General features: G+C 46.4%; 22 protein-coding genes. 9 read left to right on the top strand and 13 right to left on the bottom strand.

Features of this window, described 5'->3' with window-relative positions; genetic code table 11:
* Positions 1 to 178: 178 nt before the first annotated feature.
* From QT987_RS24455 to QT987_RS24445, 3 genes are all read right to left on the bottom strand, one after another.
* Positions 179 to 1,858: an AarF/ABC1/UbiB kinase family protein gene (locus tag QT987_RS24455; protein WP_333245451.1), complete on the bottom strand. Its 1,680-nt coding sequence runs from the start codon at positions 1,856 to 1,858 to the stop codon at positions 179 to 181.
* Between the two features lie 442 nt (positions 1,859 to 2,300).
* Entirely contained in the window at positions 2,301 to 4,403 is a 2,103-nt protein-coding gene (locus QT987_RS24450; RefSeq protein ID WP_333245431.1) for an ATP-binding protein, read from the bottom strand.
* Between the two features lie 767 nt (positions 4,404 to 5,170).
* The gene (locus tag QT987_RS24445) at positions 5,171 to 6,046 is read right to left on the bottom strand and encodes a hypothetical protein (RefSeq protein ID WP_333245429.1); all 876 of its coding nucleotides are present in this window, start codon (positions 6,044 to 6,046) and stop codon (positions 5,171 to 5,173) included.
* A 177-nt stretch (positions 6,047 to 6,223) separates the two neighbouring features.
* Between QT987_RS24445 and QT987_RS24440 the strand changes: the two genes are divergently transcribed.
* Positions 6,224 to 6,772, top strand: coding sequence for a LeuD/DmdB family oxidoreductase small subunit (locus QT987_RS24440; RefSeq protein ID WP_333042404.1), 549 nt, complete (start codon positions 6,224 to 6,226; stop codon positions 6,770 to 6,772).
* A gap of 292 nt (positions 6,773 to 7,064) precedes the next feature.
* On the opposite strand, the gene QT987_RS24435 is transcribed toward QT987_RS24440, so the two are convergent.
* Both QT987_RS24435 and QT987_RS24430 read right to left on the bottom strand, forming a co-directional pair.
* Positions 7,065 to 7,487: an NUDIX hydrolase gene (locus tag QT987_RS24435; protein WP_333245426.1), complete on the bottom strand. Its 423-nt coding sequence runs from the start codon at positions 7,485 to 7,487 to the stop codon at positions 7,065 to 7,067.
* Positions 7,488 to 7,810: 323 nt separating this feature from the next.
* The gene (locus QT987_RS24430) at positions 7,811 to 8,236 is read right to left on the bottom strand and encodes a DNA-binding protein (protein ID WP_333233209.1); all 426 of its coding nucleotides are present in this window, start codon (positions 8,234 to 8,236) and stop codon (positions 7,811 to 7,813) included.
* A 143-nt stretch (positions 8,237 to 8,379) separates the two neighbouring features.
* Here QT987_RS24430 and folD point away from each other — a divergent pair, with 143 nt between their 5' ends.
* Positions 8,380 to 9,249: a bifunctional methylenetetrahydrofolate dehydrogenase/methenyltetrahydrofolate cyclohydrolase FolD gene (gene folD, locus QT987_RS24425; RefSeq protein ID WP_333245423.1), complete on the top strand. Its 870-nt coding sequence runs from the start codon at positions 8,380 to 8,382 to the stop codon at positions 9,247 to 9,249.
* Positions 9,250 to 9,337: 88 nt separating this feature from the next.
* On the opposite strand, the gene QT987_RS24420 is transcribed toward folD, so the two are convergent.
* Positions 9,338 to 10,126 carry a methyltransferase domain-containing protein gene (locus tag QT987_RS24420; protein WP_333245420.1) on the bottom strand — a complete coding sequence of 263 codons (789 nt, stop codon included), beginning with the start codon at positions 10,124 to 10,126 and terminating at the stop codon, positions 9,338 to 9,340.
* Between the two features lie 105 nt (positions 10,127 to 10,231).
* Positions 10,232 to 10,720: a GNAT family N-acetyltransferase gene (locus tag QT987_RS24415; protein ID WP_333245417.1), complete on the bottom strand. Its 489-nt coding sequence runs from the start codon at positions 10,718 to 10,720 to the stop codon at positions 10,232 to 10,234.
* Positions 10,721 to 10,831: 111 nt separating this feature from the next.
* Between QT987_RS24415 and QT987_RS24410 the strand changes: the two genes are divergently transcribed.
* The 3 genes from QT987_RS24410 to QT987_RS24400 all read left to right on the top strand — a co-directional run bounded on the left by QT987_RS24410 (position 10,832) and on the right by QT987_RS24400 (position 13,316).
* On the top strand, positions 10,832 to 11,719 hold the full coding sequence (locus QT987_RS24410) for a LysR family transcriptional regulator (RefSeq protein WP_333245414.1): 888 nt from the start codon (positions 10,832 to 10,834) through the stop codon (positions 11,717 to 11,719).
* Positions 11,720 to 11,916: 197 nt separating this feature from the next.
* Positions 11,917 to 12,843: a geranylgeranyl diphosphate synthase CrtE gene (crtE, locus tag QT987_RS24405; RefSeq protein ID WP_333057663.1), complete on the top strand. Its 927-nt coding sequence runs from the start codon at positions 11,917 to 11,919 to the stop codon at positions 12,841 to 12,843.
* A gap of 14 nt (positions 12,844 to 12,857) precedes the next feature.
* Positions 12,858 to 13,316, top strand: coding sequence for a divergent PAP2 family protein (locus QT987_RS24400; protein ID WP_333057662.1), 459 nt, complete (start codon positions 12,858 to 12,860; stop codon positions 13,314 to 13,316).
* Between the two features lie 81 nt (positions 13,317 to 13,397).
* On the opposite strand, the gene QT987_RS24395 is transcribed toward QT987_RS24400, so the two are convergent.
* The 4 genes from QT987_RS24395 to QT987_RS24380 all read right to left on the bottom strand — a co-directional run bounded on the left by QT987_RS24395 (position 13,398) and on the right by QT987_RS24380 (position 16,001).
* Positions 13,398 to 13,901, bottom strand: coding sequence for a YbjN domain-containing protein (locus QT987_RS24395; RefSeq protein ID WP_333057661.1), 504 nt, complete (start codon positions 13,899 to 13,901; stop codon positions 13,398 to 13,400).
* Positions 13,902 to 14,235: 334 nt separating this feature from the next.
* Positions 14,236 to 15,141, bottom strand: coding sequence for a ferritin-like domain-containing protein (locus QT987_RS24390; protein ID WP_333057660.1), 906 nt, complete (start codon positions 15,139 to 15,141; stop codon positions 14,236 to 14,238).
* A 303-nt stretch (positions 15,142 to 15,444) separates the two neighbouring features.
* The gene (locus QT987_RS24385) at positions 15,445 to 15,678 is read right to left on the bottom strand and encodes a hypothetical protein (RefSeq protein ID WP_333245411.1); all 234 of its coding nucleotides are present in this window, start codon (positions 15,676 to 15,678) and stop codon (positions 15,445 to 15,447) included.
* On the bottom strand, positions 15,675 to 16,001 hold the full coding sequence (locus QT987_RS24380) for a hypothetical protein (protein ID WP_015178761.1): 327 nt from the start codon (positions 15,999 to 16,001) through the stop codon (positions 15,675 to 15,677). The genes QT987_RS24385 and QT987_RS24380 overlap by 4 nt, the downstream gene beginning before the upstream one ends.
* A 76-nt stretch (positions 16,002 to 16,077) precedes the next feature.
* Here QT987_RS24380 and QT987_RS24375 point away from each other — a divergent pair, with 76 nt between their 5' ends.
* Entirely contained in the window at positions 16,078 to 16,518 is a 441-nt protein-coding gene (locus QT987_RS24375; RefSeq protein WP_333245406.1) for a hypothetical protein, read from the top strand.
* A 109-nt stretch (positions 16,519 to 16,627) separates the two neighbouring features.
* Here QT987_RS24375 and glnA read toward each other — a convergent pair whose 3' ends face one another.
* A complete protein-coding gene (glnA, locus tag QT987_RS24370; RefSeq protein ID WP_333245403.1) occupies positions 16,628 to 18,049 on the bottom strand; it encodes a type I glutamate--ammonia ligase in 1,422 nt (473 codons plus the stop codon).
* A gap of 340 nt (positions 18,050 to 18,389) precedes the next feature.
* Between glnA and apcB the strand changes: the two genes are divergently transcribed.
* A complete protein-coding gene (gene apcB / locus QT987_RS24365; protein ID WP_293258696.1) occupies positions 18,390 to 18,899 on the top strand; it encodes an allophycocyanin subunit beta in 510 nt (169 codons plus the stop codon).
* 381 nt (positions 18,900 to 19,280) lie between these two features.
* On the opposite strand, the gene QT987_RS24360 is transcribed toward apcB, so the two are convergent.
* The gene (locus QT987_RS24360; RefSeq protein WP_333245400.1) at positions 19,281 to 19,520 is read right to left on the bottom strand and encodes a hypothetical protein; all 240 of its coding nucleotides are present in this window, start codon (positions 19,518 to 19,520) and stop codon (positions 19,281 to 19,283) included.
* 221 nt (positions 19,521 to 19,741) lie between these two features.
* Between QT987_RS24360 and QT987_RS24355 the strand changes: the two genes are divergently transcribed.
* Together QT987_RS24355 and QT987_RS24350 are read left to right on the top strand one after the other, a co-directional pair.
* Positions 19,742 to 20,659 (top strand): TlyA family RNA methyltransferase, encoded by a 918-nt coding sequence (locus QT987_RS24355; RefSeq protein WP_333245395.1) that lies wholly within the window; start codon positions 19,742 to 19,744, stop codon positions 20,657 to 20,659.
* A 123-nt stretch (positions 20,660 to 20,782) separates the two neighbouring features.
* The gene (locus tag QT987_RS24350; protein WP_333057650.1) at positions 20,783 to 21,484 is read left to right on the top strand and encodes a hypothetical protein; all 702 of its coding nucleotides are present in this window, start codon (positions 20,783 to 20,785) and stop codon (positions 21,482 to 21,484) included.
* Positions 21,485 to 21,568: the final 84 nt, after the last annotated feature.

The raw sequence follows: 21,568 nt of genomic DNA, 5'->3' as shown, positions 1-21,568 counted from the left end.
GCCGGACGGGACGCCAAACCCACTTTCATTGTGTAAATTATTTAATTCGCGATCCTTAGTTTGCAGTACCAACCTCAGCCGATCGTCTGCTATTGTAGAACGGGCTGGAGAGCTCGGATCGGGATTCAATTTAAATGCGTAGCAGCTTACGATCGCAATTCCCAATTACCCAGTATATTTATCGCTCGACCATTCGATCGAGCTTTTCCTTAACCAACAAGTCTAACAACGAGCGCAACACAAACAAGCCGCCGAATCCCGAAACCGCAAAAGCTGCGATCGCCCCCGTTTGATATCCGCCCACTAGCAGCACTGCACCCGACAAAAAGACAAAACCAGTCAAACAAGCGAAAATTAGAGTTTTCAGGGCTAAATTAATGCGTTTCAAGGCTCTTTCGCTCTCTAGATTTCGCACTCTAATTTGCAGTTCGCCCTCTTCAATTCGCTGCTCCAAACGGTTGAGATAAACTTGCGATTTGCTCGGCTGTCGTAACTTATATGTAATAAAACTTCGCGCTTGCCTTGCCAATTCTCCGATCGCATTTCCCCGCCCCTTGCTCACCGCAATACTCTTGACAAAAGGCTGAGCGGATGCTAGGAAATTATAGTCAGGGTCGAGAGTTCTAGCAATGCCGTCGAGAGTCGTGACTGACTTGACAATAAACATCATTTCTGCAGGCAAGCGAAACGGTTGCTGCTCAAACATGATGTAAAGTTCGTTCTTAATTTCATTAAAAGCTTGAAAGTCGATCGGCTTATCAATAAACTTATCCAACAGGAAAGCAATCAGCCTGCGTACCGGCATCATATCCGGCATCCGCTCAACTAAGCCGATCGTAATTAAAGTATTGAGTACCTCGTCAGTATCCTTTCTCATCACAGCAAAAAAAGTCTTGACCATTTGGTCTTTAGCCAGAGACTTCACCTCCGCCATCATCCCAAAATCATAAAAAATCAAGCTACCATCTTCTGTCACCGCCAAATTTCCCGGATGGGGGTCAGCTTGAAAAAAACCGTCAATTAACAACTGTTTCAAATAACAGCAAATTCCAAGTTGATTGAGCTTCACAATATCGACTCCAATCGCCTCTAAACTAATGCGATCGTCCACCTTAATGCCGGGTGCGTATTCTAGAGTCAGCACTTTTTTAGTAGTGTATTGCCAGTAGACTTTGGGGACAATAATCTGAGGATATTCTCGAAAATTCTGGCTAAAGCGATCGGAATTTTTACCTTCTTGCAGGTAGTCAATTTCTTGATATAAAATCTTAAAAAACTCGTGATAAATAGATTCCAGGTCATATTTGCGCGTCCCAGGCAAATAGCGATCGCAAAAACGCATCACTTGGCGCACCGCCTTCACATCCAAATCAAATAAACTTTCCAAACCCGGACGCTGCACCTTTACAATCACATCTTCCCCGGTGTGCAGCCTTGCTTTGTGCACCTGTCCCAGACTCGCAGCAGCCAGAGGCGACGGGTCAAAATCGCGGTACAAAGCATAAATATCCTTGCCTAACTCTGATTCTACAAGAGCGATCGCCTCTTCGGAACTAAACTGAGGAACCCGATCTTGCAACTGTTCGAGTTCCTTGACATACTCAAGCGGCAGCAAATCTGCGCGAGTCGAGAGAGACTGGCCGATTTTAATAAAAGTCGGGCCTAAATTCAGCAAAGTATTGACCAACCAATGAGCGCGAATTCTTCTAGTTTGAGGCGAATTATTTTGCAGCAGTGCGTCCCACCACAAAAAAAACATAAACTTTCCCGCCGCTGCAAAAATGTCTATTTGCCGTGCCAGTGGCGAATATTTAGAACGTTGCCAACGCAGGGTTTTAGGTGCAGCTTTTGTGAGCATAATATTGGCGATCGAATTCCATGCACCGTGACAATTTTTAGGGGACAATCCAGGACGCAGAAACCGGCTTGTACGAAAAGACGGGTTGCAGGCCTTTGAAACAGTTAAAAAACTCAGTTTCTTTGGTCTATACTGCGTAATATCATCTCCGGCTATACAATTATAATTAAGTTCATAGTAAGTAATGCCAGTCCTGATTAATTAATAAATAGAGGACAGTCGTACTCACTAAAAACACGCGCTAATTACTGCCCAATAACCAGACATAATATCAGTCCTGGGTAAAATCAGCAATCGAGAACCGGCAATTTAGACAGCAACCAAACAAACAATTCAAAACAGAGGACTTGGTAGTGTTTACAACATTTCCAAATCTCCCTCTTCTGGCAAGTCTTGTCGTTTCGCCTGTTCGCGGCCAATTAAGAGCAGCTTTTCAACCGAACTATTCTTCTACATTACAGAGTTCCGCTGCAAATAGCGGCAGAGTCAGAGTAAAAGATGTGCGCCACAAATTGTCAGCTTCTAAACTTTCTGCCGGACAGCTAGATACATCAATAGTACCATTCAAGTGCTGCACTAAACACTTTACCAGAGCCAGCCCCAAACCCGTACCGGCGATAGCTTGGTCAGTAATGCCAGTGCCACGGCGGAACTTCTCAAAGATGTGGGGCAAATCAGCCGCAGAAATGCCACGCCCGAAATTAGAAAGGCTCAGGACAATATAACCGACTGCCTCAGACACTTCCAAAACTACCGCCGTTCCAGAAGCAGAGTATTTTCCAGCATTCGTCAGCAGTTCCAGCAGTACCCGATTGAGAATGTCCGGGTCAGTTTCCCAGCAAGGGGTCAATTTGGGCAAATCCACCTTAAGAGTCAATTGCTTATCCGCCCACTGTTTTTCAAAATCCCTAACTAAATCTTGAAATAAACGGTTGAGATCGATTTTGATTAGAGAAATTGGGACTTGCTGAGGCTCAAACTGCTTGAGGGCCAGCAAATCGTTAACCAGAGCAGTTTCCTTAGAACACTGCTGTTCTAGAATGTCGAGATACTTAGTCCGATTCGCTGACGGCTGTTCAGCTTGTTTGAGCATCAGAATCGCCAGCTTCATGATTGTTAAAGGGGTACGCAACTCGTGACTCAGAGTGCTGAGAAACTCGTCTTTAACCACCTTCAATTTCCGCATTTGCTCTAGCTGATTGGCAGATTGTTCGTACAGTTTCCCCTGCACGTCGAGACTTTGCTGCAACTGAGCGTTTCTGTCTAAGACTACGGTTTGCAATTCCTTAAGCGTTTGAGTTTGGATCATCATCTTGCTCGCTTGAGCGCTGACTGATTCGAGAACTTCTAGTTCTTCCGGGTTCCAAGTGCGCGGCTTCGAGTGCTGCAAAACCAAGAAACCCAAAACTGTTTCGTGGCAGCTACCGCCCGTGATGGGAACCAGCAGCAAGCCGCGAATGCCTTGGAGTTTCAAAATTTCTGTGGCTACTTCTTGTTCTTTGGCGATTAATTCGCCTGCATCAGCGAGGGCTAGGGGTCGGGGCGCACTGTGGAATGCTTGGTGGCACAAATTAGATTCTGATAGCCAAAAACCTGGATAGTTATTTGGTTTTGAGTTGGGAATTTTGGCTGGGGAATTAGCAGTTTTATCCTTGTTTTTTCTTCTGGATGTTGAGCTTTTTTTTCCGACTGCGCTTTGTGTTATTGCCTGTTTATTTGGATCTTTTTTTACAACCGATTCGCAAACTAATTCGACTTTCGCTTTGGGAGTTTGATTGGGGGAGCGAGTTGTAAATAGAGGATCTGTATATTTCAATAGGAGGATTTGGCCTCTATCTACTTCCATGGTATCGACGGTATTTTGAATAACTTGCTGCAATATTCGATCGACTTCTGAATTGGTGCCGATCGAGGCAGCAACTGACTTGAGTAGATTTTTGTATTTAGCTTGTCGCTGTAACTGTTCGTTTAAGCTGGCAATTTCTTGAGTTTTTTGAAGGTGAGAAATCGCGCTGCCGATCGCGTCTGATGCTGCTTCCAGGCGCTGCAGATCGGCTACCGACCACTCGTAAGGTTGCGACTTACCAACAATTATCATGCCATTTACAGTCCCTCCAAATCGCGCAGGCCCTGCCAAAATTGCCCGAAAAGGCAGCGGAGTCACAGGGGAATTGGGCGATGAAGCTGCCGGAATATCAAGATAGTCGGATATCACCACTATCTCTCCGTTTGCTAGGACGTTTGCCCAAGCGGGATGTTCGAGTGATATGCTAGGCGGTTTTAATCCTGTAGTTTGGGGGTGTTCCGGTGTTGGAGTCGAATCGGCAACATCGGCAACATAAGGGAGATTGCTCCAATTTTGCCAGTAAGCGTTCGGATGTACTACTTTCTGGTCAACCACAGCAGTAACCAAACAGAAATCTGCCCGCCATGCAGCCCCCAAAGTATTGGCTATTTGCAGCAGCAGGAGTTCTCGATCAAAGCTGGTGGCGAGAATTTGGCAAATTTGTCGCCCGAGAAGGGCAGGATCGACCTGGTACTGCATAAGACGATCCAGAAATTTTGGGACTGAGACTGATTCTGCGATTTGCGGTAAATGCAATGTGCAAGACTCTGACGGCGATCTGTCGATCAAAGTAAAGTCTTGATTTCTCTGGCGATCGATCATGGCAACCAAGCCTTTATTCTAAGATGTTTGAGCCGACTACCGCTGCAACAAATATAGAACCTCTCCATAACTGTCGGCTTAACCATTATGAGTCTGCTTTCTGTGTTTGTGGAGCCGATCGGCGGGTGACTCGATATGTAAAAATATACCCAGATATGACCGAGTTCTATTTTCCTGTTTTCTACGCTTGGATCTGTACGGGATGAACTTTGCCATCCTTGACCGGATGATTATCAATCCCATTCCCCTAATTTTGACCCCCTCGCATCCAGGATACCCGCCACGTGATTCATCCGTCCAAAAATCAAAAACCTGTATCCGATGAAACTTGCCCCCCGAATTTATCCGTGGGGTCAATCTAAAATCTAAAATCTAAAATCGATTGACGGTTATTAGTAGTATGAATCTTTTCTAGAGACCGCTTAGTGACACCCATCTTCTCACTGTGTGATGTTTCCTATTTAAGTTTGTGATACTAGCAAATTTTTATTGTGATACAAATCCGCCGATCTAGTAACGCCGATCGCAAAAATTCAAAATCCCCAAATTATCACTCATAACGCCGGCTGAGAGTTTCCGAGTTTTGACTCAAAAACTCATTTTTCACAACACCTAGAGCAGCGCGGCGAACTCTCTTGTTAAATTTATTTATTTTGTGCTTCCTGTTGGGCTTTATCGCTATTTTGGCGATAAAGTGCCGTCCGGTTCTGAGCTGTGGTATAGCGGGGATGTTTGGAAGGCACGGCTGCCATCAAATCGGAAGCTTGCTGCCACTTAGCAGCTACGACTAACCAATCCTCGCGAGATTGAGCGGTTTTGCCCTCGGTGGCTGCTTGTTCGGCTACTCGCACTGCTTGTGCAAAAGAGTCACCAGCAGAATTAACAGTCTCCTTAGAAATTTTCACAGCAGGTTTTGCCTCCGAGGGAGGAGCACTGGCAACTGCTTGGGTGCTGGCTTGTGTAGTGTTTGGCACTTGGGAATTAAGTCCTTTGTAGATGGCGGCCGCTGCAGCGAGCAACAGCACGCTCAAGCTGATGCCGCCGACGATACCGCGCTGAAATTGTCGCGGTTGCTGCATCGATCGAGGTATAGCCATTCTTGGCAAAGCCCGCTTGCCTCCCACAGCTTGTCGTTCGTGATGGGCTGTGGCTAAACGCTTGAACAAATTCGGCTTTCGGAGTTTAATTTCTTGAGACCACAACAGTTGATTTTCGGGATCGCGGCTAATTTCTTCCAGCCACAGCAGTTGGTGTTCTCGGACAAGCCGGCTGTTGATGTTGACTCGGCGAATATTGTGGGGCGAAATGCGTTCCAAAATTGCTCGGACTCGATCGACCAAACTAGACTCTTCGAGCAATTGGGGCGTTGCAGCTTCGCACAGCAGTTGCAACACCCCGTCTGCAAACACAGCTCGGGCCCTGACCCCTACCTGTGCCAGTTCGTCATTAAGGATTTGAATAATCGATGCAACCGAGCCCTCGCGAGCTTGTCGAGCAATGTCATCTATTGGATTTGCCATAAAACTATGTTGACGCTTAGCAACTGTTAATTGTTAACCCAAAGTCTCGGATCTAATTTTTATTCATACAGGTTATCACTGACACTGCCAGGTTAAAATGAACAGATGCAAATCTTGCATACCGATCCACTTAAAATTATCACCACAGCATCGAGCGAGGCTAACAGGAAATAAACTATGGGTAAAGTAATTAGCGGTCAAATTTTTGTTGTAGACGACAACATCGATACAGATCAAATTATCCCTGCCGAATACCTGACCCTGGTACCCTCGAAGCCGGATGAGTACGAGAAACTAGGCAGTTACGCGATGATTGGGTTGCCCGATCGCTACGGTAAGTTTATCGAATCCGGCGAACAGAAAACCCGGTATCCGATTATCATAGCGGGCGAAAATTTTGGCTGCGGTTCTTCGCGGGAGCACGCTCCGATCGCTCTGGGGGCTGCAGGTGTCACAGCGGTGGTAGCTTTGTCTTACGCGCGCATTTTCTTTCGCAATTGCTCGGCTACTGGCGAATTGTACCCGATCGAATCAGTCGAGCGGCTCTGCGACTTGTTTGTAACCGGTCAAGAAGTGACGATCGACTTTACAGCAGAGGTAATTGTCAACCACACTCTCGATCGAACTTTCTCGCTCAAACCGTTAGGAGAAGTAGGGCCAGTAATAGATGCCGGAGGGTTGTTTGACTACGCGCGCCAAACCGGAATGATTGCGGCTCGCTCTTAACTTTTAAACCCCCTGCAATGTCAGGGCTGTTTCGGGGCAACCACGGGGAGTAGGGGTCGGATTGCCCCTACAGAAAACGATGATTTTGACTCTTGTAGTGCTACCCCTACTCCCCGTGCCTACCCTCCCCATCCACGATTTGCTCGTGTTTCAGAGATTGGGGCAGCCACGGGGGGCTGCCCCTACAAGATAATGAAACAGCTCTGCCTGCAATGTAAGGTGCACGCCTGGGCGCACCTTACGAATATCTCCCTCCTCAAACCCCTGCAATGTGGGGTGAGTGCCAATTTTCTCAAATCGAGTCAATAAAATTCAATAAAATACGCTGGTGAGCAATCCCAAAAGGTCGCACATCTCCTGACTGCTCAGAAAAGCATTTGCCGATCCGAATCTGCTGGGGTGTCAACAACTTCATATCCCAACCCTCAAGCAAAACTAAATCCTTGACATCCGCACTAAGTTGTGCATAAAAAACGTGGCGAACAACATCTTTTTCGACATCACAACAGAAAAAAGAAACACTTGCAGGAGCATAACTAATTTCTTCTTTCAATTCTCGCAAGACAGCCACTTCCGCAGTTTCCCCCGGTTCCAAGTGTCCGCCAAACAAAGCCCAATGTCCGGGATACCTGATATGAGGAATATCGTCTCGCAACTGACAGAGAAACTTGCCGTCTTGGTACAAAATCGCGATCGCAACGTGAATTTTAGTCATTTGTTAAAAAGCAGAAAGAAGGAAGAAGGAAGAAGGAATAAATTGCTGTAGGGGCGGGTTCACCAACATCTGTAAAACCCACCAAAAATCTAGGTAAACCCGCCCCGACCATAATATTATGGTTAATGAACTTTGAGGATAAATAAACAGATCCAAATCGCCCAAGCGCAACTATAAACCTTTGATTTTTATGAAATAGAATCACTTAATGAAATCAATTATAGCGGTTCTCAAGCGTGGTGAAATATGGGGGCGAACCCTATGCCCACGGCTCCCTATGACCACCTCATGTTACTGAGAAAGGCTATAGCATCTTCCTATTTTTATTTAGTTGCCGCTGGAGTGCGCTTTAATTGTTCCATTTCCTCAACATAAACTTCACCTAAATCTTTTCCGGCCAAATCCTTCAGAGTAATACTCTTGTAGCGGACTTCTCCCTTCAGCAATACTTCATCGCCAAGCTGGGGCAACTCTTGCTTGGTTAAAATCCAAATACTGCCAGTACCATCCTCAAGTTGATAAGCCGCAGTCCCCACAAACGGAGCGCGATTTTCCACCTTTCCCCGGAGATAAACTTCACCATCGACTTGTCGCTTTTGTTGAATGTCGCCAATGCTAGCAACATTAAAACCAAGATTAAGTTGAGACATGGGTAAATTGCCGCAACTGAAAAAACCGCTGGCGAGGATTAGCGACAAAGAGCTGGTACAGAATCTTTGAACCCAAACTTGCTTAATTGCAGTAGTCATTGTCAACTGATTTGAGATGTGAGATACGACTTACTTTAACAGAATCCCCAGAATCGATCGCAAGTAAGAAATTTCTCTAGTGTAGTCCTTGGCGGGGATTAAGCTAAAATCTAAAATCATCAGCCCCTAACCCAGAGTCTACAATGGATGCCAAAACTGCTCAAATACTAGATGGCAAAGCTTTAGCGACAAAGATTCAAAGCGAGCTGAGCGATCGAGTCCGCGCCCTACAACCCAAAAAGGGTCGTCCTCCGGGACTTGCGGTGCTGATGGTAGGGGACAACCCAGCTAGCGCAGCCTATGTTCGCAATAAAGAGCGAGCCTGCGCTAAAGTTGGGATAGCTTCCTTCGGCCAGCATTACCCAGCCAACGCTACTCAAGCCGAACTAGAACTTGCAATTCGTGCACTCAACCAGGACGATCGAGTAGACGGCATTTTAGTTCAATTACCGCTACCAGAACACTTAGATGCAATTTCGCTGCTGTACCAAATTGCCCCCGATAAAGATGCTGACGGACTTCACCCTGTAAATTTAGGCCGTCTCGTGCGCGGGGAGGAAGGTTTGCGGAGTTGTACTCCCGCCGGAGTGATGCGGTTATTGCAGGAATACCAGATTGATTTGAAAGGAAAAAATGCCGTTGTTTTGGGCCGCAGTATTTTGGTAGGAAAACCGATGGCGCTGATGCTGTTAGAAGCCGATTGTACTGTTACTGTAGCTCATTCGCGATCGCAAAACTTAGAATCTATTACCAATCAAGCCGATATTTTAATAGCCGCAGTCGGCCGCACAGAAATGATTACAGCTAATATGGTCAAACCTGGATCAGTAGTAATTGATGTCGGTATTAACCGCGTCGTCAATCCAGACGGTACGAGTCGTTTAGCCGGAGATGTAGATTTTAATGCTGTTAAAACAGTAGCCGAATTTATCACGCCGGTGCCGGGAGGAATCGGGCCGATGACTGTTGCTATGCTTTTGGAAAATACCGTTTCGAGTTACAGTATCAAGTAGTCATTAGTCATGACAAATGCACCTAACGTAGGGTGCGTCGCTGCTGAAATTTTCGATCGTATTTGAAGATTTGCGATCGCGACGCGCCCTACAGTTTGACAGCAACAACGCGAATTCGGCGGTAATCTGCAATCCAATTACCATCGCGGTACAGCGCCGATCGCAAACGTTCTTCAACTGCTTTAATTACGTGCGATTCCCTACGGGATAGCTTCGCTTCACGCACATCCTCAGACAACCCCGACAAAAACCCGCCAGCAAACATCTCAATCCAATTTACCATACCCGCGCTGCCACCTTCTAGGGGAGTCGGACGATCGAACAAAACCGCATAACCCACCTCAAAACCCTGCTTTTCCAGAAGCCCAGCATACTCGCCAATACTCGGAAAATACCAAGGATTAAGCGCTTCAGGCTCCTGGCAGCCAATTTCTGACAAAACACTCAAAATTGCCCGGACGATCGCCCCCACGTTCCCCTTACCCCCAAACTCAGCCACAAAACGCCCTCCCGGCTTCAGCGCTTTTTGCACACAATTAATCACAGCATCCGGCTGTTTAATCCAGTGCAAAACCGCATTAGAAAACACAGCATCTAACGGCTCTTCTACTTGAAAAATACTCGCATCTGCGGCCGCGAAGTTAATGTGAGGATAGTTAACTTTTGCCGTGGAAATCATCGACAAAGAGGAATCAATACCTTGTACAAAAGCACCCCTTTGAGCAATCTTTTCAGTTAACTGTCCCGTACCGCAGCCCAAATCCAGAATTTGTTCACCAGCCTTCGGATATAGTAACTCCAAAAGCGATTCGCCGTACTGCCAAACAAAAGCATGATTTTTCTCATAAAGAGCTGTATTCCAAAAATTTTGTGCCATGATAAATATCCTAAATCTGTCTTCTCTTTCTCTGTCTTCTCTTTCTCTGTGTTCTCTGTGTTCTCTGCGGTTAACAAAAAAACCTTCTTCACAAAACCAATCAAATTATTTGTTAGCTAGTTGGGCGATCGCACTTCCCTCGATTCGGCAAACCCTAATATTTTCCAAAATCCGCGCTCCCTGCTTTTCATAAAAAGCAATACCAGGCGCATTGCCAGTATTAACAGTCCATTCAATCCGCCCGCAATTTGTGGACTCAGCAATTTGTGCCAAATACTTTAACAGCGCTGTCCCGACTCCCATACCGCGAAAATGAGCTTGCACAAATAAATCATCAAGCCAAAGGCAAGGCTGCGCCAAAAGACTTGAATAGGAAGCATAAAACATCGCAAACCCTACCGCTGTGTCGGCAACTTCCGCCAACAATACTCGCACTAGCGGAGGCTGGAAAAACAACGTTTGCTGCAATTTATCTGCTGTTGCTTCTAAAAGATGTGGAACTCCATCGAATTCTGATTTTTGCGAAATAAAAGCAAGAATTAATTCCAAATCTGCCAGCTCTGCTTCTCTAATTTTGATATCCAAATTAGCCATTGTTTAATTCTCAATGTCGCCTATTAATCACTGTATGAAACATCATCATTAATGTCCAATATATGTTTAACTAACCACTTATACTTTTAAAATATAAATGATTGAGGAGCTATGGAACTTCGGCATTTGCGTTATTTCATTGCAGTTGCAGAGGAATTGAATTTCACTCGTGCAGCCGAAAAACTGCATATTGCCCAACCACCGCTGAGTCAACAAATCCAGCATTTAGAGGCAGAGTTGGGGTTTCAACTGTTTCGCCGCACCAAGCGGACGGTGCATTTAACGGCTGCGGGACAGGTTTTTTTCGAGGAAGCCGGGAAAATTCTGCAGCAAGTCGATCGAGCAATTCAACTCGGCAGACAAACCAGTCGGGGCGAACTCGGCCAACTGACGATCGGCTTTGTGAGTTCTGCTGCACACAACGTGGTTCCAGCGATTTTACAGGCGTTTCGCACTCGGTGTCCCGCCGTCAAGCTCGAACTGCACGAACAGACAACAAACGAACAGTTGCAGCGGTTGCGGTTCGGGCAAATTGATATCGGCTTCGTGCGCCCTCCGGTTGAGGAAGATGGGATAAATTCTGAAATCGTTTTTCGAGAACCGCTGATCGTGGCACTGCCAGAAACGCATCCGGCGGCCGATCGCACGCATCTTGAATTACGCGAACTTTCCACGGAACCGTTCATCCTATTTCCGCGTTCCCAGGCTGCGGGATTGTACGATGCGATCGTCAGTCTTTGTCAACAAGCAGGTTTTAGCCCGATCGCGGCTCAAGAAGCAATTCAAATGCAAACCATTGTGAGTCTGGTAGCCGCCGAGATGGGAGTGGCGATCGTCCCGGCGTCGATGCAAAATTTCCAGCGCAGCGGGGTTGTTTACAAAGCGTTACCAGAATCAACCTGCATTGTGGCGATCGCTCTAATTTGGCGAAGCGATCCAACGGCGGCGGTGCAACGGTTTTTGGAAGTCGCCAGACACATTAGCAGATTTGAGATTTGAGATTTGAGATTGTAAATTTTAGATTGACTGGTAATTTGACAAACTTATCAAAACTCAAAGATTTTCTGTGCAACAACACCCGTAGAATGATTAATTGATGCTCGGAGTTCGAGCAACTACTGCCGTAAAAGTCAGCACGATGCGACCCCAACGGCTCACAATATCCCATATAAATATTAAGTACAAGAGAGCAAGGGATGGTATTGGCAACAGAAATGGGTTCGTCCCAACCGGAATCCTCTTTCGATTTATCTACTTATCTAGTCAAGCGAAAAGAGGCGATCGAGGTAGCTCTCGACAGTGCACTGCCGGTCATCTACCCAGAGAAAATTTACGAAGCAATGCGCTACTCGCTGCTAGCGGGGGGCAAGCGCCTGCGTCCGATCCTGTGTCTGGCTAGCTGCGAACTGGCCGGCGGCACTACATCTATGGCAATTCCGACAGCTTGCGCTTTGGAAATGATCCACACGATGTCGCTGATCCACGACGATTTGCCGGCAATGGACAATGACGACTACCGGCGCGGCAAACTGACGAACCACAAAGTCTACGGCGAGGATATCGCCATTTTGGCTGGCGATGGTTTGTTGACCTATGCTTTTGAATTTATCGCCACTAAAACTGAGAACGTACCCCCCCAACAGGTGTTGCAGACGATCGCCCATTTAGCGCGGGCATCGGGTGCTGCTGGACTCGTAGGCGGTCAAGTGGTTGATTTGGAATCGGAAGGAAAGACAGATGTTTCTCTGGAAACTTTGAATTACATTCACGCTCACAAAACAGGCGCGCTGTTAGAGGCCTGCGTAGTTTGTGGGGCAATTCTGGCTGGGGCTTCGGCTGCGGATTTGCAGCGGCTGTCTCGTTTCGCTCAAAATATTGGGTTGGCTTTCCAGATCATTGACGACATTCTGGATATTACTGCTACCCAAGAAGAACTGGGCAAAACTGCTGGCAAAGATGTTCAAGCAGGGAAAGTCACTTATCCGAGTTTGTGGGGAATTGAGGAGTCTCGGCGCCAAGCTTCGCAGCTTGTTGCTGATGCTAAGGCTCAATTGGCAGTGTTTGGGAGCAAAGCTCTACCGCTGCTGGCGATCGCCGATTATATTACCAGCCGCAGTAACTAGAAATACTAAACACTATGCAGGAAATTTGCAGCGGCATTTTAAACAATCATGTACTCGTGGTTGCTTTGATCGCTTGTCTGGCGGCTCAGATCATGAAGTTGCCGATCGAGTTGGTCAAAAATCGCAAGTTTAATCTTCAGTATTTGGTAACAACGGGGGGAATGCCCAGCGCTCACTCGTCTTTTGTGGGCGCTTTGGCTGCTGAAGTCGGACAAACGATGGGATGGGAAAGTCCGGACTTTGCGATCGCTGCGATCTTTGCAATTATTGTCATGTACGACGCAGCAGGCGTCCGCCAAGCAGCAGGCAAGCAAGCTCGCATCCTCAACCAAATTATTGACGAGTTTTTTGAGGAAGATCACAACCTTAATGAGGCTCGCCTGAAAGAGTTGCTGGGACACACTCCTTTTCAAGTGCTTGTCGGTTTGGGGCTGGGAATCACTATTGCTTGGATCGCAGGGCCTGCATATTAGTTAACTGTTAACTGTTAACTTTTAACTTTTAACTTTTAACTTTTAAGTATTAGTTGTTGACTGTTAACTGTTAACTAATCACTACTGACCGAATTCTGCTTGCAGAATATCGTCGTTGTCATCGGCGATAGTGGCGACAATAGTGATAGCACGAGAAATTTCTCCGGTCGAGATTTCGGCGATCGTCCGAGTCGATATTACCGCAACTTGATTGTCAACAATGGCAAAATGAGATTCCAAAGTAGACAGCCAATTCATTTCTAGAAGTTTCCGCATTAATTGAGCTTCATTCTTCGCAGGCAACTGCAGTACAAAAGCCCAAACAGTCAAAGTATCATCTTCGGTTTCGCCGGTGAGTTGCACGAACACTTCAACACTGCCGTACTTAAACTTCCAAAGATGTCCGCCAGCTTCACTTTGACCGACCATCACTTTTTGGTCTACAGCCATGCTGGCGATGACAGTTTCAATTTCTTCTGCATAGGTGACGGCTGTGGCTTTTTCGACCTGCTCGGAGGCGATCGCGCTTTCCCTCGATAGGCTTTCTGCGGAAGCTGTTTGTATGTTCGGCTCGCTGGTAGTCATGATTATATTTAGATGGAAAACTATTCCCATAATCAGTTTACTTGCTATGTTCTTCAGATTGTAAATTTTAAATCTTAAAGCTCCGTCCAGAGTAACTTGTTCCTAGGCTCTGCCTGGGAACCGATGTCCAGAGGCTCCGCCTCGCTTAACTACGAAAACTTGAGGCAGAGCATCTGGATCTGCGTTACCAGGATCTGCCTGGTAACGAGTACAAATTATGACTTTAAATAACTGGTTCCGAGGCTAGGCCTGGGAACCAGTAGATCTCGCTTGTTTGCGGAGGCAGACGCAAGTTTGACTTGGAAAGCGGTTTCAATCAGGTTCGCGATCGTTTTTAAGCCTTGGGCTTAGTCGCCGCCGGCTTCTTCTCAATGGTATTCAAGCCGTTGAGGAACATGGGCACCAATTTCTCCATAAATGCCTGCGGGTCGCGGTTCCAGGCGCGCTGAGCTACATCTACTCTGGTCATTTGTAGATCCGGGGCCAGCAGGGTTCTGGGCAAGCGTTCCATCAGGTATTGCGGGCGTTCCCACATCGGCATGGTATTGGCAATATCCACAAGGCGGGTGACGCGGCGGAGTTCTGCCCCCAGCATGATATCCATTCCCGATTCAAAAGCTGCTTGTTCGATCGCCACATACTTGCGCTTTGCCTGTTCCACCTTCTGGCGGTGTTCCGGGCTTTTGTCGGCGATTTGGGCCAGCCAGCGGTTGCCCCAGCGGACGTGACCAGCTTCTTCGGGAAAAATCTTTTCGATTGTTTCGCGGATTTTGACGTTTTCTGCGGTTTGGGGAGCCTGTTTGAGGGCGTGGATGTGCGCTGAGAAATACTCGCAGCCCCGCTTCTCGGTGACGTTAATCGCGGCGAGGGAAGAAATTACGAAGTCTTCGCGGTTTGTGGTGGGGTCTTGTTGTTCGCTGTCATACAACCTTTCAAATTCGTCAATGTAGGAGACTCCCGGCGGCGTTCCCACATTTTGGCCGAGGTCTACCAGCAAGTCAGTGAGCCACATAGCGTGTCGCGCTTCGTCGGAAATGTGCCGGGAGAGGTCGCGCACGAGTTCGGCTGGTTCCCCGTTTAGCTGTTCGATCACCTCGGTGAGGTCTTTGCAACTGCGCTGTTCGCTGTAGCGGTAGCGGTTGAGGGTGATCAGGTGAATTTCGCGATCGCGCACTACATTAGCTAAAATTTCGCGCGCTCCCATTGCGTTGCGAAGCTTGCGGGGATAGGCAACAGTCATGGTTTTATGTTGTTTTGTAAAGATACTTGTATAAGTGTAACGCAGTTTTTGCAACAACCAATTACCTCGCAAGGGTGAAAGTTGTTGTTTAGCACGGACATTCAATTTTATACAGACAATTTTTTTACTAGCTCAACAAATGACAATAGTTTTGAGTTGCGAGCCATACCATTTTAGATTTTAGATTTTAGATTAAAAATGACTCCTGACTATCAGGGTTGGGAGCTTTTATACAGTTAGATTATTTTTTTAAACTGCTATCACGCAAGGGTTGCGCGGATCACACAAAGCAACCTCATACACTCAAAAGTTTTCAGTTTCCGTCGAGTCTGAAACCTCCACACTAGCAGACTCTTGTTGAAATTTTCGCGCCTCTTCTACTTCCAACCTAGCCAGAGTTGTCGCCACATCGGCTAACTGTAAAGCCAGATTCATCCGACAAATCGGGTTTTTTTCCCTCCAGAGGTCTTTTGCCAAGAAATGCACTCGATAGCGAAACATTTTAATTGAATTTGGCGGAGTAACTTTCACGGTCATAGTCTTTCTTCGGTTGAAGTTTGAATGCGGAGCAACACCCGTTCTAGCTCCAAGTAAACAAATGTCAGCATGATTACTTTATCTTCATCGGTGATTGTAACACTACAGGTTGCCGATCGAGGTTCAACGCCTTCGTGCCTGACAACTACAGTATATTTTCCCTGCTTCAGGTTATCAAAATTCACATCGGCCTCAAACAGATCAACTGTCTCCTCGGCCAGCACTCGTCCTTCTTGAGTCAGTAAAGTGACAAACGCAATGCCGTCAACAGAAGTCATGGCGACGTTACTCTGATTGCGGATCATCACAAAAATATCGGACATTGTTTGGTCATTGGTAATTGCTAATTGCTAATTTAGAATGAGTGCATAATCTCACAAACAAAGGAGCATAAATATAATGAATCATTTCAAGTTTTTGCTAATTTTGACTATTAGTGCAGCGGTTCTCGGTTTGGGAAAAAGTGGGGCCGTAGCTGCTATCTCAAATATCTCTGAGATTGAGCCTGGTTTGCAGCTTCACGGCGTGCGGGTTGCTCAAAGGGACGATCGCAATTTAAGCAACTCGAAAGGTACATTAAAAGAAGGCAGTGCCCTCTCTATCGATCCTGATGAAGTTACGGGCATACCACAAGCTGAGGCGCGACAGCGTTTCATTTTGAATAAGATATATCGGGTTCAGGAAGGCACTACCGCTGACGATTTGTTTATTGTTGATGAGAAAGCAAATAAATGGGCTGTAGAGGATGTTTCTGAGGCTACAATGGGCCCTACTACTAACAGCGTTGCCCAGATAGTGTCTGGTAACGGGAGAGTCTGGGCGCTGATCCAGAAGTTCTAAACTCAAAAAGAACGCCGCTTTTAAGGGCGGCGTTCTTATTAATTAAAAATCACAGGTTAAAAATGGTATAATTACCAGTTTTAACTTTTAATTTTTAATTGTTAATTTTCTAACAGTCGTAGTAGAGAGCAAACTCGTAGGGGTGAGGACGCAGCCGCATTGGGTTGACTTCATTGTCGAGTTTGTAGGAAATCCAGGTTTGGATGAAGTCTTCGGTAAATACCCCAGTTTCAGTTAAGAAACTGTGGTCTTTTTCTAAAGCTTCTAAAGCGCCTTCCAAGGAACCGGGAGTTGAAGGAATTTTGCTCAATTCTTCAGGGGAAAGGTCGTAGATATCCACGTCCAAAGGTTCGCCCGGATCGATTTGATTCTTGATGCCGTCTATGCCGGCGCACAGCATGGCTGCAAATGCTAAATAGGGGTTGGATGTGGCATCGGGACAGCGGAATTCTAACCGCTTGGCTTTGGGGTTGGTTCCCGACAACGGAATCCGCACTGATGCCGATCGATTTCCTTGAGAGTAAGCTAAGTTTACAGGCGCTTCAAAACCAGGAACTAACCGCTTGTAGGAATTAGTTGTGGGATTGGTGAGTGCCAAAAGTGCCGGTGCGTGCTTGAGAATGCCGCCGATGTAATGCAGTCCCATTTGACTGAAACCTGCATATTGATCGCCTGCAAATAGAGGTTGGCCGTCTTTCCAAATCGACTGGTGAACGTGCATCCCGGAACCGTTATCGTTAAATAGCGGTTTGGGCATGAAGGTGATGGTTTTGCCGTATTTTTTGCCGACGTTTTTGATGACGTATTTGTAAGTCAGCAAGTAGTCGGCGGCTTTTACCAAAGTGTCAAAGCGGAAACCGAGTTCGCATTGACCGCCGGTGGCGACTTCGTGGTGGTGTTTTTCGATGGGTACGCCGCATTTTGCCATTGTCAGCAGCATTTCCGTTCTCATGTCTTGTGAGGTATCGGTTGGTGCTACTGGGAAATAACCTTCTTTGTAACGCGGTTTATAGCCGAGGTTGCCGCCTGCTTCTTCTTTGCCGGAATTCCAACGACCTTCGATCGAATCTACGTAATAGTAGCCGGAATTTTGGGTTTGGTCGAAGCGAACGTCGTCAAAAATAAAGAATTCTGCTTCCGGGCCAAAGAATGCTGTATCGCCGAGACCGGTGGAAAGCAAGTAGTCTATGGCTTTTTGGGCAATGGTGCGGGGACAGCGACTGTACGGTTCGCCGGTGCGAGGTTCTTTGATGCTGCAAATGAAGCTGATGGTCGGTTCTGCCATGAACGGGTCCATCCAAGCGGTGGTCGGATCGATGACCATCGTCATGTCTGATTCGTTGATGGCTTTCCAGCCCCTAATGCTGGAACCGTCGAAGGGTACGCCGTCTGTGAATGCGGTTTCGTCGATTTGGTCGTGGTACAGGGAAAGGTGCTGCCAGATCCCCGGCATATCGATGAATTTGAGGTCAACGATCTGGATCTTATTTTCTTGTATGTAGTTTAAGGCTTCTTGGGGTGTCTGGAACATGACTTACTCCTGATATTGGTTGTGTCTTGGCGATCGGCCGATTTCAGACTGTGTGGGCGATCGTAGGCCTTCAGTATCCACTATTTTGTATCTAGGGCTACAAAAGTTTGAAATAGGGGCCCAGTGGGGCCGGGCAGTTTGAGATTCTTGCCCTGTGGATTATTTGTCGGATGAAGATACAAGGCAAACGGGTGAATGTTACGACAGTTTGCCGCGGATAGACTACCCTTGGTGAAAATCCTATCTCAAATCTTAATCAAACGCCGATTTGTAGTAGTCTACAATAGGCGGTCTGTCTCAGATAGCAAAGTATTGATAAAGATTTTTGGGAGAGAAACTTATGCGCGATGCAGTGACGAGCCTGATTGAAAATTATGATGTTGCTGGTAGGTATTTAGACCGAGATGGTATCGATCGGTTGAAATCTTATTTTGCAACGGGCACGGCACGGGTACAGGCGGCGGCTGCGATTAACAGCAATGCTGCGGCAATTGTTAAGCAAGCTGGTATCCAGCTATTTGCTGAACAGCCAGAACTGATCCGTCCCGGTGGAAATGCCTACACGACTCGTCGCTACGCGGCTTGTCTGCGGGATATGGACTACTACTTGCGCTATGCTACTTACGCCCTGGTGGCTGGAAGTACCGACGTGCTCGACGAGCGCGTGCTGCAAGGTTTGCGAGAAACTTACAATTCTCTAAGCGTTCCCATTGGCCCGACGGTGATGGGGATTAGCATTATGAAGGAGATGGTTAAGGCTCAGGTGGAAGCTGCTGGCTTGTCTGTGGGGCCTTTTTTGGATCAGCCTTTTGATTACATGATTCGCGAATTGAGCGAACAAGATATTTAAGTCAATTTGCTAGTTCTTTTAGCAGCGAATTGCACTTGTGGCTTGCAGTTAGCAGCAGTTAGATCGATCGCTTTTTTTGGCCTCACAGCCTCCAAGCGATCTTTTTTTATGGGTTATATAGCAGTTGACAGTTGACAGTTGACAGTTGACAGTTACATACTACGAGCATCAAACCGTTTATGCTAAAGGGTCATAGGATCTATTCATGACATTATTTATGTCCTAACCTATGTGGCGGTTGCTATACAATTGTAGATAAAAGATTTCAGATTAAAAATAGTAGATTAAAAATAATAGATGAAAAATTTGAATAATTGGGAATGACTGATGAATTAAGGGTTGGGAGCTTCCCTATAATTGCATTCTTGTTTGAAACTGGTGTTAAAAATCGTCAACACATCCCCAGACGAGGCATTTGTCGAGGGGATTTTTGGTTTGACCCAGATCCACTTGTTCGGCGGTTGTTGCTTCTACTTCGCCATTGGGGTAAAGAATGTGGATGATGTCACCGCTGACGAAGGCGAGGGGATTTTCTTGACAATTGCCCGGATTTCTGATTGGAAAGTTAATTGTTTTCATGGTCGATCGCCCTGATGGTATTTGTAGCGCTTTTAGCTGCATCTAAATCATCCGCTAGCAGCCAAAATTATTGTGTGATTTTATGAAGGTATATCTGTGATAAAACTACACAATCAAAGCGATCTCAGTCACATAAGGTGAGGTGGGGCGATCGCCCCGCGACGATCAAAAAACCAAAATAATTGCCAAAAATTAGCAGTCGGGCTTGTGCGTAAGTGCTAATCTGGTACTGTTCTTAACCCTATCCGTACAGATTAAAAACCTTGGCTAAACAGCGACTAGACACTTTATTGGTCAGCCTAGATTTGTGCAGTTCCAGACAGCAAGCTCAGGCATTGATTCGGACTGGGAAAGTCTCCATCAACCAACAGATAGTTGACAAACCGGGCACTGAGGTTGACATTGCAGCAAAAATTCAGATTAAAGAGCGATCGCGCTATGTTTCCAGAGGCGGCGACAAATTAGCCAAAGCTTTAGAAGTTTTTGCGATTCCCGTTGCAGGCAGAATTTGTCTCGACGGTGGCATTTCCACAGGCGGTTTTACCGACTGTCTGCTGCAAGCAGGCGCCGCCCTAGTGTATGGCGTAGATGTTGGCTACGGTCAAGCAGATTGGGGCTTGCGTAACGATCCAAGGGTAATTTTGAAAGAACGCACCAATTTGCGGTACATGACTGCTACTGAGCTTTATGGGGAGTCACCCCCCCCAGCCCCCCCTTGTCAAGGGGGGGAGCAAGATTCGTTGCTAATAGGGGCTTATGCAGATTTGGCGGTAGTAGATGTGTCGTTTATTTCCCTGGATAAGATTTTACCGGCGCTGTGGGAATTGTTGGCACCACCGCGAGAAGCGGTGTTGCTGGTAAAACCGCAGTTTGAGGTAGGGCGCGAGAGAGTCGGGAAAAAAGGCGTAGTGCGAGACTCAGCAACTCAAGCTGATGCGATTTTTCAAGTGTGGAAGGCAGCCACAGCTTTAGGATGGCAGCAACGCGGCTTAACGTGGTCGCCTTTACTTGGCCCGGCCGGTAATATCGAGTATCTTTTATGGTTGGGGATCGATCGCGAACAAGAAACAGACCACAGGGCGATCCTCTTCGAGGGCTGCGCTAACGAAGAGGATGTTGTGAAGGAACGGATCGCACAAGTCACCAAAGCGGCGGCGCGGGAACTTGTCGATCGATTGTAGATTTTAGATTTTAGATTGATTTCCAGATGTTGATCTAATCAACTTTAAAAATCAAATTTGGAACTCCAGATTGCTATAAATTTTTAAAATTTTTGTCAATCAGACTCCTAAACTTTCACAAGAGTGAATAATTCCATGCAGTCATTTAAACAAGTCGGTTCGATTTTACTCTACGTTCTAGGTGGCATTGGGTATGTGGCGATTGTAGCTACTATTGTAGGCGTTTCAATTCTGATCAAGTGGGCAGCTCTGCTACTGGCAGACAAATTATTATATACCATTCTGATTATCGGCGATTTGTTGAGAGGCCTCGAAATTATTGAACTGTTAAATATATTGATATTTGCATTTATCGGTATGGGAGTGGGTGTGGCGACCAGGCTTCTACACCCTCAATATGGTCGAAAAATTAGTGCCGCTTTGTTGATAGTTATAGTTCCTTTAGTTTTCATGATTACGCCAGCCATCAGATATAATTCTTGGCTGGAAAAAGTAGAGGAATCGGATAATTTATTACCAGCGCAAACTGCAACATTAACTAACTCATTTTTGAATAGAAAAGTGGGATTGCCTGGTTTTATCGGTTATTACGTATATACTGGTCAGTTTCCCGTTATTCCCACGAAACAATCGGAGATGAAAGACCTGGACAGCTTTGAAAAAAAAGTTAATTCCAGATTTGTACAGTTCACAGGTATTGCTCCGACTATTGTTTCTTGGTCAATGCGGGTTTGTTTTTGGTTGATTAGAATATTTTACTTTTCTATAGCAGTAATTGCCACGATCGCGCATTTTAGGGAAGGTGTGAGAATCGCGAGACGGTAATACGATTTTAGGATCGCGAATTAAATAACTTACAATTTTAATTGTTATTGTGGGATGGGCGTCCCGCCCGTCCAAAAAGGACGG

Source organism: Microcoleus sp. SVA1B4, from assembly GCF_036700545.1.
GTDB lineage: Bacteria > Cyanobacteriota > Cyanobacteriia > Cyanobacteriales > Microcoleaceae > Microcoleus.
Note: the sequence above shows the minus strand (reverse complement) of the source record. Positions and strands in the feature narration are given on the sequence as shown.